This window comes from Acidimicrobiales bacterium (assembly GCA_036270875.1).
GTDB lineage: Bacteria > Actinomycetota > Acidimicrobiia > Acidimicrobiales > AC-9 > AC-9.
This window is the reverse complement of the sequence record DATBBR010000099.1, coordinates 1-13,556: the sequence shown is the minus strand read 5'-3', so window position 1 is coordinate 13,556 and position 13,556 is coordinate 1. Positions and strand designations below refer to the sequence as shown.

The following is a 13,556-nucleotide window of genomic DNA, read 5'->3' as shown; positions in this document are numbered from 1 at the left end:
GGCGACGACGTCGAGTGGGCGAGACCTTCGGCAGGCAGTCCGTGCCGGCCGAGGTCGCATTCCTCCTCCGGCACGAAGGAGGAGGAATGGCCGAAGCGCCGATCGTGGCGGGGCGAAGTGGGGAACCCGGTGAACCGAGTGTGCTGCACCGCCGCGGCCGCCGCCTCGAGTACCTCACCACGGCCTGGAACAGCTTGGAGGCCGTGGTGGCCGTCGTCACCGGACTGGCGGCTCACTCGCTGGCACTGGTCGCGTTCGGGCTCGATTCGTGCATCGAGGTCTTCGCTTCGCTCGTGGTCCTCTGGCACCTCGGCGGTGCGCCCGAGGCGACGGAACCTCTCCGAGCCCGGCGGGCCCTCCGTCTCATCGCCGCCGCCTTCGGCGTGCTGTCCCTCTATCTCGCCGGCCAGGCCGTGCATGCCCTGATCGCACGAACCCGACCAGCGTCGGCTCCCGTCGGCATCGCCTTCATGGGGGCCACGGTGGTGGTCATGTTCGTCCTGGCTCGGGCAAAGCGTCGGACCGGCCGGGCCCTGGGCAACCGTCCTCTCGTCGCCAATGGAACGATGACGTTCATCGACGGCTGTCTGGCGGCGGGCGTACTCGTGGCCCTCGGCCTGCAGACGATCGCCGGATGGTGGTGGACCGACCCGTTGGCAGCTGGTGTCGTGGCGATCGTGGCGTTCAACGAGGCTCGTGAGGGATGGCAGTCGGCGGACCCTCGCCAGGCCGACTCATAGGGTGCAGGGGCTGTTGGCTGGCTCCGCTCGCGGCGGAGCCGCTAGACGGCCCAGCTTCGTCGCCGAGCCAGTCCGAAGAACCTCTTCGAGCCGCTCCGCTGGCTGACGAGGTACACCGTCCAGCCGACGCCGGTCACCAGCCAGAAGCTGATGAAGCGGTAGAGGAGCACGGCCGCCACGGCCGAGGGACGTTGCATGCCGACACCCATGAGGGCGACGGCGAGCGCTCCCTCGACCACTCCGAGACCTCCAGGAGTGATCGAGATGCTTCCGGCGGCGATCCGGACCCCGTAGGCGAGGAGGACCCCACGCCACGGCACGGTGCCGCCGATGGCGAGGATGCTGACGACGAGGACGCCCGCGTCGGTGAGCCAGTTCGTCAGGGCCAAACCCAGGACCCTGGCCCAGTCGGTCCGCCGCAGGCGAAGCGTCCGGAGACGGGTGACGAATCCCTTGATCGCTTCGTGCGGGCTCCGACGGCGAAGGTGAAGCAGGCGTTGGGCGCGCTCGAGGGTCCAGACCAGCCAGCGCTCGATTGCCCGGTGCAGAGGAGGCCGCCGCAGGGCAACGGTGGCGACGGCGAGAACGCCGACGCCGATGATGCCGCCGATGGCTCCTGTCGTCGCCACCTCGTCGTTTCCGGAGAGCACAGCCCCTGCGACGATGACGAGGCCCGCAGCGAGCGACGCAACGAGGCCGGAGACGACCAGGGCCCATCCCGCCAGTGCCGCGTCGATCCCCAGCTTCCGGAAGCGCCTGAAGGCAAAGGCGGTCCCGAGCTGCGGGCCAGCCAGGGGCACCGAGACCGAGATGGCGTTGCCGGCGACGGTGGTCGCCATCACGGACCTCTGCGTGGCGCTCTTGTCCCCGGCTCGAAACAGCCGGCGCTGCATCAGGGCGAAGGCCGCGATCGACGCCCATTCGAGCGCCAGCGCCACCGGCAGCCACACCAGGTTGATGCGTCCCAGGGTGCCCATGGACGACGCGATGACGCTTCGTTGGGTGACGACCAAGACGACGACGGCGCCGAGGGCGAGGAGCGTGAGACCGAATCGCAGGTGACTACCGCCGGGCCGACGCTCCGGCGCTTGGATGCTGTCGGGCGGCTGAATGCATTCCGCCTCTGGTGCTTCGTCCTGCTGTCGAGTCGCCGCCATTGTCATGATTAGACCCCCCTGAACTTAGGGTTCTGCGTGTGTTGCCCGTGGGCCTGCATAGAAGGGCCTGAGAGTTTCCGTAGAGTGTCTGGCGGGGCCCGATTTGTGACTTGCGCGGTGCGGGCTAATGTCATCGGCTCGTGGGACGTGCGTGGGGAAAGCGCCCCATCTGATGGACGGGGAGCGCGCGTCGCTCATCGTGCCGGGGACGACACTGCTGGCCACCCTGGTCGCCGGCACGACCTACGCCGTCTACCGGGCCCACCAGCTCGCCGAGCGCTGGCGGCCGCGAGGCGTATCGGCACTACCGGTCCTCTTCGTGGTGGCCACCTCGATCAGCTACGTCGCCAACGGCGGGACGCTCAGTCAGCCGGCGCCGCACGGACTACCCGGCGCGGCGCAGCCCTCTCCTCCGCCCGCCGCGCCGCCTTCGCCCTCACCGCCGGTCGCGACGCGCGGCGTGCCCGACTACGCCCTGCCCCGCCAGGGGCTGGACATCAGCTACGACTTCGGACCGGGCCCGCACCCGGTGCCAGGACCGACGAGCGCCGCCTCCGCCACGTTTCCGGCCCCTCCGAAGGCAGCTCCGCCCCGGCCCGCGTCACCGTCACCGCCACCGCCACCGCCACGGCCACCCCCGCCGCGACGCAGCCCGATCCCACCGCTGCCGCCGCTGCCCCGGCCCCCCATCCCTCCTGTCCCGATCCCGGCGGTTCGCTGAGGCCGACCTCGTCGGGGAGGTAGCTCGCGCCGGCTTGGCGAAACGAGCCCGACGGACTCGCCCTTCGATAGTCACCACCGCGGAGGGACGTGCGACGCCCGACCTGGACGCCATCACGGTACCGTGGCCCCATGGTGATCGTCCTTGGCGCTGCGCTGGGCCTGATCACGCTGCTGGCCCGGCGCTCGCTCTGGCGGGCGGTGACGCGGGCCGCCGCGCTCCTTCTCCTGCTCACGGTCGCCGCCAGCGCGGCCATGGTGCTGGCTGGTCCTCGCTGGCCATGGATCGCGGCCTCGGTCGTCCTCCTCGTTGCGGCGGGCGCCACCTGGAAGGCGGTCCGGTGGGCGCGCGCCGTCCACGCCGTGGCCATCGGCAGGCTGCTCTGGTTCGGTTGGCAACGGGTCATGGACGTTCGTGACGCTCGCGCCTGGGCGCGGACGGGCCGGTCGCTCCCGCCATCGTCCTCGTAGGGGGCCCGCGGCAGGAGGTGTGCCCATAGGCGGGGAAGTCCTCCATCGTGATCGCCTGGTTTCCGCGCCCGCAGGTGCCGCTGATCGCAGCCGGTCCGGCCGAGCCGTACCCGTCTCACGACCGCTGCTGGGCCGATGAGCCCGACGGCCAGCAGTGCGCCACCGTGATCGACGACCATGACCTTCTCGGGCTCTGCGAGCGCCACCGCGCCCTCCTTCGCGGCGATGGCGGGTCGAGGGTGGCCTCTGGTGACGCGGACGGGGCGCCGACGACGAGCGTCGGCTAGCCGAAGATGCCCAGTCGGATCACCATGGCCACGGCGTGGGACCGGTCGTTCACGCCGAGCTTCCGGTAGATCGACCGAAGGTGGGTCTTCACCGTCTCCTCGCCGACGACAAGCTGGACGGCGATGAGGCGGTTGCTCAGTCCCTCCACCAGCAGCCCCAGCACCTCGCTCTCGCGCTGGCTGAGGGCCAGCTGGCTGCCTGGCCACACCTCGGCGCCGCCGAACTGGGCACCGCGTAGGGCGATGCGGGTGGCGATGGTGGGGTCGACGACGATCTGACCGTCGGCGACGCGTACCAGGTGGTCAGCCAGCTGCACTCCGTTGAGCGACTTGAGGAGGTAACCGGACACGCCCAGCCGCAAGGCCTCGAAGAGCCGACGCTCCTCGCTGTCGTCGGTGAAGATCACCAACCGGAAGGGCGGGCTGTCCGCCAGCAGGCGGGCGGCCAGCTCGAGCCCGCTGGCGCCCTGGATGTGGAGGTCCACCAGGACGACCTCCGCCCCGAGGTCGGGAATGGTCGAGGCCAGATCCTCGGACGCCAGGACGCGGCCCACGACCTTCACCTGGTCCCGGTGGCGGGACAGCATCGTGCGCAGGCCGTCGATGATGATCTCCTCGTCGTTGACGAGGACCACACGCACCGGTGGGCGCTTCGGCTTCTGCTGCGTTGTCGTGGCCGGCACGGCGCTAGCCCCGAGGCGCTCCCACAGTCGGATGCGCGCCCACCACACTCGCCGTCTTCGCCATGGCGCTCCCCCCCTGGCACCGGTCTCTTCTACATGTCAGCCCCGAGCCAGGTTAGCTGGTCACCCGTCCGGGGGGCGGAGGACTTGGGCGAGGAAGCCCACGAGTAGGTCGTTCACCTCCGTCGGGCGCTCCTGAGCCGTCCAGTGCCCGCAGCCGGCCAGCACGTGCGACCCACGCAGATCCGGGAGGGTCTGCTCGAACCTGGCGATGGCTGACGATCCCCAGAGCGTGGGGCCGTCGCGGTCTCCCCCGATGAAGAGCGAGGGCACCGTGATGGGGCGCTGGGCCCAGACGCCGAGATCCTGCCAGTCACGATCGACGTTGCGATAGCGGTTGAGCGCGCCGGTGAAGCCGGTGCGCTCGAACTCGGCGACGTACAGGTCGAGGTCGTCGTCCGTCAGCCAGCCCGGCAGGTGGTCGGGTAGCACGAAGCGATCACGCAGCCGGCCGCCCGGCGGCACGGTGGCGATGCTGCGCCCATCGGGTGGCGCCACCGCGTCTCCCGACGCGGCCACGTACATGCCGAGGAGCCAGGTGCGCACGTCCTCCTCGATCTCGGCCTCTGCCCGCCCGGGCTCCTGGAAGTAGGAGATGTAGAACTCCTCGTCACCACCCATCCGTCGGAAGGCATCGGTGGGGCGCGTCCGTCCCGGAGGGGAGTACGGCACGCTCAACAGGGCGACGGCGCGAAACACATCGGGACGCAGCAGCGCCGAGGCGGCTGCGATGGGCGAGCCCCAGTCGTGGCCCACCACTACGGCGGTCTCCTCGCCCAGGGCCTCCACCACCCCCAGGTTGTCGGCGACGTGAGCGAGCATCCGGTAGGCGTCGATGGCGAAGGGTTTGGACGAGCGGCCGTAGCCCCGCACGTCGATGGCCACGGCCCGGAAGCCAGCGTCGGCCAGGGCAGGCAGCTGGTGCCGCCAGGAGTACCAGGACTCCGGAAAGCCGTGCAGCAGGAGCACCAACGGGCCGCGGCCCTGCTCGACGGCGTGGATGCGAACGCCATTGGCAGCAAGGACCTGGTGGCGGCGCGCGTTCATGGCCGAGCAGTCTGGCTCATCGGCGAAATCCGCGCTGCGCCGATTTACGCCGTTTACAATATGCCGTCGTGCCGGCGACTCCTGATCAGTGATGGGGTGCGTTATGGGAGAAGGCTGATGGGAGGCCGAAGTTACCCGCACAGACTTACGATCGACGTGGACCCGGAGGTCTACGAGGCGCTGCGCGTGTACGCGTTTCGACAGCGGACGAACGTCGCCGAGGTCGTGCGGCAGATGGGGCGACGTCTGCTGACAGAAGATCGGAGTCTGGCGCGCGAAGTTCGTGAGCGACTCGGCGACGACGCCTCCCGTAGATCCGACGGGCGGACCCGGTAGGCGAAGCGGTCATCTGTGTCATCTGTAAAGCACAGATGACACAGACAGCGGCGCGGGGTATTCTGTCGGTAGCTCGACCTGCGGCCACTGTTTCCCCCCTCGTGGGCCCGGGCGAACTGCGGTGGCCGGTGTGGGCGCCTCTTTCGCCGCCGGGGAGGGCGCCCCACCGGCACCCCGCCTCCTCGTCGATTGCGATCAGGCCCAGGCGTTGCGCACGGTGAGCGGTCGCAGCGTGGACGACTTCGCCGCCTGGTACTGCACGATCCACGGCTGGTGGCTGCGGTCGATCTGGCCGGCGAGGGCTCCTGAGGTGCAGAGGTAATCGAGAGTGACGGCGCCGACCTGGGTCACTGTCCCCGTGCCGATGACACAACGATCACCGTTGGCCAGCTCCATGGCCCAGACAGGTCTGGGGCCGGTCCCAGGAGAGTTGGCTGCCTCGAGGGGCAAGGGCTGGGTCAGCAGGAGCCGGGTCGCCGGCGCCCAGGGGGTCGAGGCGCAGGTCAGCTGGGGTGCATCGGGTTGATTTGCCGGCGTGAAGCAGGGGTCCATGATCTGGTTCGCAGCCGTGCAGCGCCACGCGCTGGCGTCCTGGTAGAGGGCGAGCGAGCCCTCCCAGCACGATCCCGATGTCGTGGTCGATGCCGTCGGAAGCGCGGTCGCCGCCCCTGTGCGCGATGGAGCCAGACCCTGGACGCTGGTATGCGCCGCGGGCGGGCTCGTGGCACAACCCCCGAGCCCCGCCGCCCCCGCCAAGACCGCGACGAGGAGCACCCTCAGCCGCATGCCACGAGCATACCGCCCCGTGATGGCGCCTACGCGACGCCACGCGCCGCGCGCCGTGGTCAGCCGGGCGCGCGCAGGGCCGCTTCCAGGACGGCGACCACACCGGGCGCACGCTCTGGTTGCGGTTGGCCGCCGGTCTGCAGGATGCCGATGAGCATGGCGAGCACGATCGTCACGAACCCGTCGGCGATCGGCGTCGGTTCCACGTCGGCGCGCACGGCCCCGCTGTCCTGGTCACTCGCGATCAGCTCGGCCAGCTGGGCCCGCAACCGGGCCAGGGCGGGGATGTCGAGCAGTCGCTCGGTCGACTCGGGCTCCAGACCCGACAGCACCCGCCGGGCGAGCGGGTGGTCGGGGAGGGCGTCGAGGAGCAGCTGGATCAGCGCCGCCCAGTTGCCGGTGAACCGGCCGCGCTCGACCGCCTGGAATGCGACCTCCACCAGGGCGTCGGCGTCGGCGTCCACGGCCGCGGCGAACAGCGCCTCCTTCCCTGGGAAGTAGGCATAGACCGCCGCCGGCGTCACGCCGACGTCGCGCGCCACGTCCGAGAGGGCGACGCCCCGCAGGCCGTCGGCCGAGAAGCGATGGATGGCGGCCTCGAGGAGGGCCTGGCGGGTCCGCTCGCCCTTGGAGGGGGGTGCGGGCGAAGTGGCGTGAAGAGTGCCCAAGGTCACAGAAATGAAGGGTTGACGGTTTCTGTCAATTCATAGGATACTCGATCCATGGCTGCTGTGAGTGGGGACCTGAAGCCAGACGTGAAGGCAGACGTCAAGATCGAGCGGTTGTCGGCGGCGTCGCTGCGCCGGGCCATCGAGCCCGATGTCGAGGTGAGCGGCGAGCTGGGCGCGGGGGCGGTGCTGCCCCCGGAGCTCCTCAGCGTGGCCGGGCTCGGGCTCGAGCTGACCCCCGACCAGCTGATCAGGCTGTCCCGGGAGGAGGTGGCGTCGATCGTCGACGCCGGCCTCCGGTTCGAGGCCATCCTGATGGCGGGGTTCTCCTTCCAGCTGGCCCTGCAGCGCGACTACACCGACCCGCGCGTCGTGTACGCCCTCCACGAGATGGGCGAGGAGACGCGCCACTCCCGCCTGTTCTCCCGGTTGCTGGGCCAGTTGCAGCCGACGGCCCGCAACCCGTTGGACAAGGGCCTGTTCCGGGCGATCCAGCGGGTCGGGATGGGAGCCATCATCCGCCGCCCGGCGCTGCTCGACGTCCTGGTGCTCGCCGGTGAGGAGATCCCGGATCTGCTGCAGAAGAAGGCCGCCGAGCACCCGGACACCGATCCCTTCCTGGCCGAGGTCAACCGGTACCACCGCCAGGAGGAGGCTCGTCATCTCGCCTTCGCCCGCACCGTGCTGCCCGAGGAGTGGGATCGGGCGTCGTGGACGGACCGCTTCGCCGTGCGCCACGTCGCCCCGCTCGTCATCCGGGACATGTTCCGCCTGCTCGTGCACCCCGGCGTCTACGAGACGGTCGGGTTGCCGGGGTGGGCCACCTGGCGGGCCGCGAACCGCAGCCCCGAGCGCGTGGCACTCCGACACGAGGCGACCCGGCCGGTGCTGGAGGCGATGCTCCAGGCCGAGGTGGTGGCACCGGGACGGGTGCCACGAGGCTGGCGAGCCCTGTGCGGCGTCGACGCCGAGGGGGTCCCGGCGGCGTGAAGCCCGGCCCGGAAGGTCGGCCCCGCGGAATCGCCGGCCGACAGGCGACGTGAACAGACCGACAGCGGATCCCTCCGCCGGGCCCGTCCTCGTGACGGGGGCCGCCAGCGGCATCGGGCGAGCGACGGCGCTCGCCTTCGCCCAGGCGGGCGCGCCCGTCCTGGCTGTGGACATCGATGAAGCCGGGGCCCAGGCCACGGCCGGCGACTGCGCCCGGACGGGGCCCTGGGCGGACGCCTTCGGAGTTGACGTAGCCAACCGTGAGGCCGTGGCCGAGCTGGCGGAGAAGGTCCACGCCGTCCACGGGCCGTTGGAGGTGCTGGTCAACAACGCCGGCGTCGGGATGTCGGGCCGTTTCCTCGACATGGAGCCGGCCGACTGGGAGTGGATCCTCGGGATCAACATGATGGGGGTCATCCACGGGTGCCAGGCCTTTGGGCCCGCCATGGTGGCCCGCGGCCGGGGACACGTCGTCAACCTGGCGTCGGCCCTCGCCTACACCCCCACGGCCAACGAGAGCGCCTACGTGACCAGCAAGGCGGCCGTCCTGGCGTTCTCGCGTTGCCTTCGGGCCGACTGGTACCGCCACGGGGTCGGTGTGTCGGTCATCTGCCCGGGGATCGTCAACACCTCGATCATCTCCCGAGCCCGGTTCCGGGGGGCCGATCCCGCCGAGGTGCGCCGCCTGGCCACGATGTTCCGACGACGGAACTTCCCGCCCTCGAGGGTGGCCACCGCAATCCTCGCCGCCGTCGAGCACGACCGCGCCATGGTCGCTGTCTCGCCCGAGGCCAAGCTGGGGTGGGCGCTGAACCGGCTCGTGCCGGTTGCGGTGTCGGATCGGCTCGCTCGGGTGGGCACCGGGCGGCGCTGACGCCGAGCCTCCGTTTCGGCCCGAACCCTCAAAAGTTGACCTGGTTGGTCAGAAATGGCGCTAGGATCGCAGGCCTGCGCCGGGTGGCCGAGCCCGGGCCATCTGCTCAGTCGAGGACCGGGACCGATGGAGTTCCTACGGCCGTTTCGGACGGTGGGAAAGCTGAACGAAGTCGAGCGGATGAAGCTGGCGCGCCATCCCCTCGACGTCTACCAGGCGGTCATCGACCGCTACTCCAAGGAGGGCCCCGACGCCATCGCCGCCGTCGACGGCGAGCAGGAGCGGCTCAAGTGGGTGGGCCTGTACCCCCAGCGTCAGGGCGGGGACGCCTTCATGGTGCGCATCAAGGTTCCGGGCGGTCGGCTCAGCGCCCTCCAGGCCCGGAGCATCGGCGAGATCGCGGAGGAGTTCGCCCGCGGCCCTGAGCCCAACCCCGCGTTCGGAGACGCCTTCTGCGACCTCACCACGCGCCAGGACGTGCAGCTGCACTGGATCCGCATCGGCGACGTGCCCGAGATCTGGCGACGGCTGGAGTCGGTCGGCGTGGTCACCGTCCAGGCCTGCGGCGACTCGGCCCGCAACGTGCTGTGCTGCCCGGTGGCGGGGATCGACGCCGAGGAGGTCTTCGACGCCTCGCCGGTCGCCACGGCCATCTCCAACTTCTTCACCGGCAACCGCGAGTACGCCAACCTGCCGCGCAAGTTCAAGATGAGCGTCACCGGCTGCGTCGAGGACTGTGCCCAGGCCGAGATCAACGACATCGGGATGTGGCCGGCGCGCGCCGACGATGGGACGGTCGGGTTCAACGTCATCGTCGGCGGGGGGCTGTCCGACGGGCCCCGCATGGCGTCCGACATCGACGTGTTCGTGCCGCCCGAGCAGGCCGTGGAGGTCACCAGGGCGATCGCCCAGGTCTACGGCGAGCTGGGAAACAGGGAGAACCGCGGGATCAACCGCATGCGTTACCTGGTGCAGGAGCTCGGGCCCGAAGGATTCCGCGCCGAGGTGGCGGCGAGGAGCGCCGTGCCGCTCGCTGCGGCCGGAGAGCAGCTGACCCGGCGGTATCGCGGCGACCACGTGGGGGTCCACGCCGAGCGCCAGCGGGGGCGGTTCTACGTGGGCCTGAGCGTGACCGTGGGCCGGATGCCGGGGCGGGACCTGATCGAGGCGGCCCGGCTGGCGGAGACGTATGGCGACGGCGGGGTGCGGCTGGCGACGGACCAGAACCTCGTGCTGACCGGTGTCCCCGAGGATCGCCTGGACGATCTGCTGGCCGAGCCGCTGCTCGGGGTCCACAGCCCCAACCCCGGGCCCTTTGCCCGCGGTGCGGCCGCCTGCACGGGCAGCGAGTTCTGTCGCTTCGCCGTGGTCGAGACCAAGGCCCGCGCTCTCCAGTGGGCCCGGTTCCTCGACGACGAGCTGGGCGCCGACTGGAACGGGTCGAACGGGCACAGCGGGGGCGACGGCATCGTCCGTCTGCACTTCTCCGGTTGCCCGGCGTCGTGTGCCCAGCCCCAGATCGCCGACATCGGCTTCCGGGGAGAGACGGCGCACCTGCCGGATCGGATCTCGGAGGCGGTTGACATCGGCATGGGCGGCAGCCTGGGTGCAGAGGCCGGGTTCGTCGACTGGGTCGAGGGGGCCAAGCCCATCGACGATGTTCCCGACGCCCTGGTGCGGGTGTTGCGCCGCTACCGAGCAGAGCGTGGGCCGGACGAGCCGTTCCATCGGTGGTCCCGGCGGGTGGCCAACGCCGACCTGCGGGCGACGCTGAACGGGTCCGCCTGATGGCCGGCTTCAGCATCCGCGAGGAGATGAGCAGCGTCGAGGAGGCGCCTGGCAAGACCTGGTTCTGGGAGCTCGAGGCGGCGGTCATCGATGCCGGGCGTTGCATCCAGTGCGGCGCCTGCGTCGCCGTGTGCCCGTCCGACTCGATCGGCATCAGCGGGGACGACCTGCCGGAGCTGGTGAAGATGTGCACTGGCTGCTCGCTGTGCTGGGACTTCTGCCCGCGGGGCGGGCTGCGGTACGAGGCGACGTGGCCGCTCATCGAGGAGACACCGGTCACCCTGACGCCCCGCCGCAAGGGCAACGGGGCGCGTCGGCCGGGCGACGAGGCGAGCCCGTCAAACGGCGACGTGCCTGCTGGCGACCCGGCGTCGGGTTTGACGATCAGCGGGGGACCGGCGAGCAACGGGCTCGGGGTCGTGCGGGACACGCACACGGCCCGGGTGGCCGCCGGGATGCCGGGGGCGCAGGACGGAGGGGTGGTGAGCGCCATCCTCATGGCCGCTCTCGAGGCGGGTCATCTGGACGGGGTGCTGCTGGCGCGCGAGAGCGAGGACGAGCCCTGGAAGGGCGTCGCCCATCTGGCCCGCACGCCCGAGGAGGTGGCTGCCTCGGCGGGCAGCTTCTACAACCAGACGATGGGCCTCGGCCACCTGGACCTGGGCCGTCACGACCTACCGCCCGACCCTCGGATCGCGGTGGTCGGCACGCCCTGTGAGGTGCAGGCGATCCGGGCCATGCAGGCCCGCCCGTGGACCTGGGGCAAGTCGAGGGTCGACGCCGTGGTCTTGTCGATCGCCCTGTTGTGCACGAAGAGCTTCGACTACCAGGGTCTGATGCTCCGCGAGCTGCGCGACCAACGGGGGTTGGACCTGTCCCAGGTGGGCAAGGTTGACGTCATCCACGGTCGGATGATCGTCGAGGACCGCGAAGGGAACCGCCTCGTGGACGAGCCCGTGCGCGACTTCCACGGTGCCGCTCTCAAAGGCTGCGACGAGTGCGCGGATTTCATGGGCTACGGGGCCGACATCTCGGTCGGCAGCGTCGGGAGCGACGAAGGGTACTCGAGCGTCCTGGTTCGGACCGAGCCCGGCCGGGCCGCCTTCGAGCTGGCCAGAGACCGGCTCGAGGTTCGGGACCTCGACTCCGCCGAGCCGCTCCACAAGCTGAGCGGCTTCGACAAGAAGATCGCCCTCCAGACGCTCTCGCGGCCCTTCGACCCGGACGGGCCGCTGTTCGTCGAGTTCGAGGAGCACCTCCGGTCGTATGGCGATGGCGACCGGGCTCCGGTCTTTCGAAAGCGCTGACCCTGGTGGAGCTGGCGGGGCTCGCCGAGCCGGTCGGGCTACGGGCTCGCGTGGCGAAGGAGCCCGATACGGTGCGGGCGGAGATCGCCTCGGGCAAGCTCATCCTGGCGCCGCTGTGGAAGGCGTGGGGTCCCGAGCTCACCGCCCATGGTCTCGACCGGAGAGCGCTGTCAGTGATCCTTCGAGGGTCCGGCTACGAGCTGTGGCTGTGGGCAGTCGGCGAGCGCACGTGGGCGCAGTGCATCGAGGGCCTGGCTGGGCGGGTGAGCCGGCGGGTGGGCCCTCGCGCTCCCGCCAAGAGCCGCCGGCGTTAGCGCGACCCTCTGCTCAGGACTGGATCTCGACGGGCGTGCCGAGTGGCAGCACGGGCACGAGGGCGTCGACATCCGAGTTGTTGAGCCGCACGCAGCCGTGGCTCACGCTGTGGCCGATGCTGGACGGGTCGCCCGTGCCGTGGAGGCCGATCTCGGCGTCGTAGCCGTCGAAGTCGGTGAGGGTGGGGGAGTGGCCCGACAGGCCGTAGGCATAGTCGCCATAGACACCGGGGTTGGTGGTCTTGAGCAGCTCGGTGATGTAGTACGTGCCGTCGGGAGTGGGCGTCTCGGGAGCGCCCACCGCGACCGGGTACGAGCGTTCGAGGTTGTCGAGGTTGTAGACGTTCAGCTGGTGCGTGGACTGGGTCACCACCAAGTGGTACGGGTCGCCCTGGATCTTCACCTCGCCGGCCGGGATCCAACCCGTGCTGCCGTTCGGCTTGGTCGGCAGGAACACCTGGAGCCAGCCCCCGCCCGTCTGCGAGATGCCCGGCGTGAGGAGAAGGGTGAGCGGTGTGCCCTCGGGCAGCGGGCTGGGCAGGGTGAGTGAGGTCGGCCCGTTCGGGGCGCTGTGGACGTCGATCTGGGACTGGAGGGCGGTGGCCGTATAAGCGGGGAACTGCGGGGCCGCCGGTGTCGCCTGCTGTCGCACGTTGTTGGGCTGATGTCGCGCCGTGGCGGACCCAGCGGCGCGAAGGCCGGCCTTCGCCTGGTCGGCGTCGCTGCTACTTCCGCAACCGGCAGCGAGGGCACCAACTGCAACTGCAATCACGACGACCGCCATGAACCGCATTCTTGACATTACGAAGTCTCCCCGCGTCGTTCGAGGCCCAATGGTACAGAGGGCCGCACACCCGTAGGTATGCGGCCCTCTGGTTGGGTGCTGCTGTCGCCGTACGGTTAGCCGGTGAAGTGCGCCGTCGTGGTGACGGCCGAAGCCACCGGGGCCTGCTGCACCACAGTCGTGGTCTGCGGCACCACGACCGTCTTGGTCACCGTCTGCGGCACCACGACCGTCTTGGTCACGGTCTGAGGCACCACGACCGTCTTGGTCACGGTCGGCGTCACGACTGTGTTGCAGTTCGCCGCCTTCTGAGTGATGCCATGGCCATTGCCGTTGCCATTGCCGTTGTTGGTGGAGATGCTGAGCTTGGGGCTAGCACCGCCCCCCGGCGGGCCGACTGGGGTGCCCCCCAGTGAAGCAGCTGTCCCGGCCGGGACCCGGCCAACGGTCGGCGGGGTGTTGTTGCCGACGTTGATGTTGCCGTTGCCGTTGCCGTTGTCGCTGCCAATGCTGTTGCCGTTGCCGGTCTGCACAACTTGGAGCG

General features: G+C 70.4%; 16 protein-coding genes. 9 read left to right on the top strand and 7 right to left on the bottom strand.

Features of this window, described 5'->3' with window-relative positions:
- On the top strand, window positions 1–740 hold a 740-nt coding region (locus VH112_11165; GenBank protein HEX4540793.1), incomplete at its 5' end, for a cation transporter.
- Window positions 741–781: 41 nt separating this feature from the next.
- Here the strand turns inward: VH112_11165 and VH112_11160 are convergent.
- Window positions 782–1,897 (bottom strand): YbhN family protein, encoded by a 1,116-nt coding sequence (locus tag VH112_11160; GenBank protein HEX4540792.1) that lies wholly within the window; start codon window positions 1,895–1,897, stop codon window positions 782–784.
- Between the two features lie 172 nt (window positions 1,898–2,069).
- Between VH112_11160 and VH112_11155 the strand changes: the two genes are divergently transcribed.
- The 3 genes from VH112_11155 to VH112_11145 all read left to right on the top strand — a co-directional run bounded on the left by VH112_11155 (window position 2,070) and on the right by VH112_11145 (window position 3,375).
- Window positions 2,070–2,618 (top strand): hypothetical protein, encoded by a 549-nt coding sequence (locus VH112_11155; GenBank protein ID HEX4540791.1) that lies wholly within the window; start codon window positions 2,070–2,072, stop codon window positions 2,616–2,618.
- A 131-nt stretch (window positions 2,619–2,749) separates the two neighbouring features.
- A complete protein-coding gene (locus VH112_11150; GenBank protein ID HEX4540790.1) occupies window positions 2,750–3,088 on the top strand; it encodes a hypothetical protein in 339 nt (112 codons plus the stop codon).
- A 74-nt stretch (window positions 3,089–3,162) separates the two neighbouring features.
- Complete coding sequence (locus VH112_11145; protein HEX4540789.1) at window positions 3,163–3,375, top strand: hypothetical protein; 213 nt, start codon at window positions 3,163–3,165, stop codon at window positions 3,373–3,375.
- Here the strand turns inward: VH112_11145 and VH112_11140 are convergent.
- The 4 genes from VH112_11140 to VH112_11125 all read right to left on the bottom strand — a co-directional run bounded on the left by VH112_11140 (window position 3,372) and on the right by VH112_11125 (window position 6,961).
- Window positions 3,372–4,016, bottom strand: a complete 645-nt coding sequence (locus VH112_11140; GenBank protein HEX4540788.1) for a response regulator transcription factor — start codon at window positions 4,014–4,016, stop codon at window positions 3,372–3,374. The genes VH112_11145 and VH112_11140 overlap by 4 nt on opposite strands.
- Before the next feature lie 165 nt (window positions 4,017–4,181).
- On the bottom strand, window positions 4,182–5,165 hold the full coding sequence (locus VH112_11135) for an alpha/beta hydrolase (protein HEX4540787.1): 984 nt from the start codon (window positions 5,163–5,165) through the stop codon (window positions 4,182–4,184).
- Window positions 5,166–5,696: 531 nt separating this feature from the next.
- Window positions 5,697–6,287 (bottom strand): hypothetical protein, encoded by a 591-nt coding sequence (locus VH112_11130; protein HEX4540786.1) that lies wholly within the window; start codon window positions 6,285–6,287, stop codon window positions 5,697–5,699.
- 59 nt (window positions 6,288–6,346) lie between these two features.
- Window positions 6,347–6,961: a TetR/AcrR family transcriptional regulator gene (locus VH112_11125; protein HEX4540785.1), complete on the bottom strand. Its 615-nt coding sequence runs from the start codon at window positions 6,959–6,961 to the stop codon at window positions 6,347–6,349.
- Between the two features lie 48 nt (window positions 6,962–7,009).
- Here VH112_11125 and VH112_11120 point away from each other — a divergent pair, with 48 nt between their 5' ends.
- From VH112_11120 to VH112_11100, 5 genes are all read left to right on the top strand, one after another.
- A complete protein-coding gene (locus VH112_11120; protein ID HEX4540784.1) occupies window positions 7,010–7,945 on the top strand; it encodes a diiron oxygenase in 936 nt (311 codons plus the stop codon).
- Between the two features lie 49 nt (window positions 7,946–7,994).
- Window positions 7,995–8,819: an SDR family NAD(P)-dependent oxidoreductase gene (locus VH112_11115; GenBank protein ID HEX4540783.1), complete on the top strand. Its 825-nt coding sequence runs from the start codon at window positions 7,995–7,997 to the stop codon at window positions 8,817–8,819.
- 126 nt (window positions 8,820–8,945) lie between these two features.
- The gene (locus VH112_11110; protein ID HEX4540782.1) at window positions 8,946–10,607 is read left to right on the top strand and encodes a hypothetical protein; all 1,662 of its coding nucleotides are present in this window, start codon (window positions 8,946–8,948) and stop codon (window positions 10,605–10,607) included.
- Window positions 10,607–11,914 carry a Coenzyme F420 hydrogenase/dehydrogenase, beta subunit C-terminal domain gene (locus tag VH112_11105; protein ID HEX4540781.1) on the top strand — a complete coding sequence of 436 codons (1,308 nt, stop codon included), beginning with the start codon at window positions 10,607–10,609 and terminating at the stop codon, window positions 11,912–11,914. The genes VH112_11110 and VH112_11105 overlap by 1 nt, the downstream gene beginning before the upstream one ends.
- Window positions 11,915–11,919: 5 nt before the next feature.
- A complete protein-coding gene (locus VH112_11100; protein HEX4540780.1) occupies window positions 11,920–12,228 on the top strand; it encodes a hypothetical protein in 309 nt (102 codons plus the stop codon).
- Between the two features lie 13 nt (window positions 12,229–12,241).
- Here VH112_11100 and VH112_11095 read toward each other — a convergent pair whose 3' ends face one another.
- Window positions 12,242–13,030 carry a L,D-transpeptidase family protein gene (locus VH112_11095; protein ID HEX4540779.1) on the bottom strand — a complete coding sequence of 263 codons (789 nt, stop codon included), beginning with the start codon at window positions 13,028–13,030 and terminating at the stop codon, window positions 12,242–12,244.
- Window positions 13,031–13,128: 98 nt separating this feature from the next.
- A partial coding sequence (locus VH112_11090; protein ID HEX4540778.1) for a hypothetical protein occupies window positions 13,129–13,556 on the bottom strand: 428 nt, incomplete at its 5' end.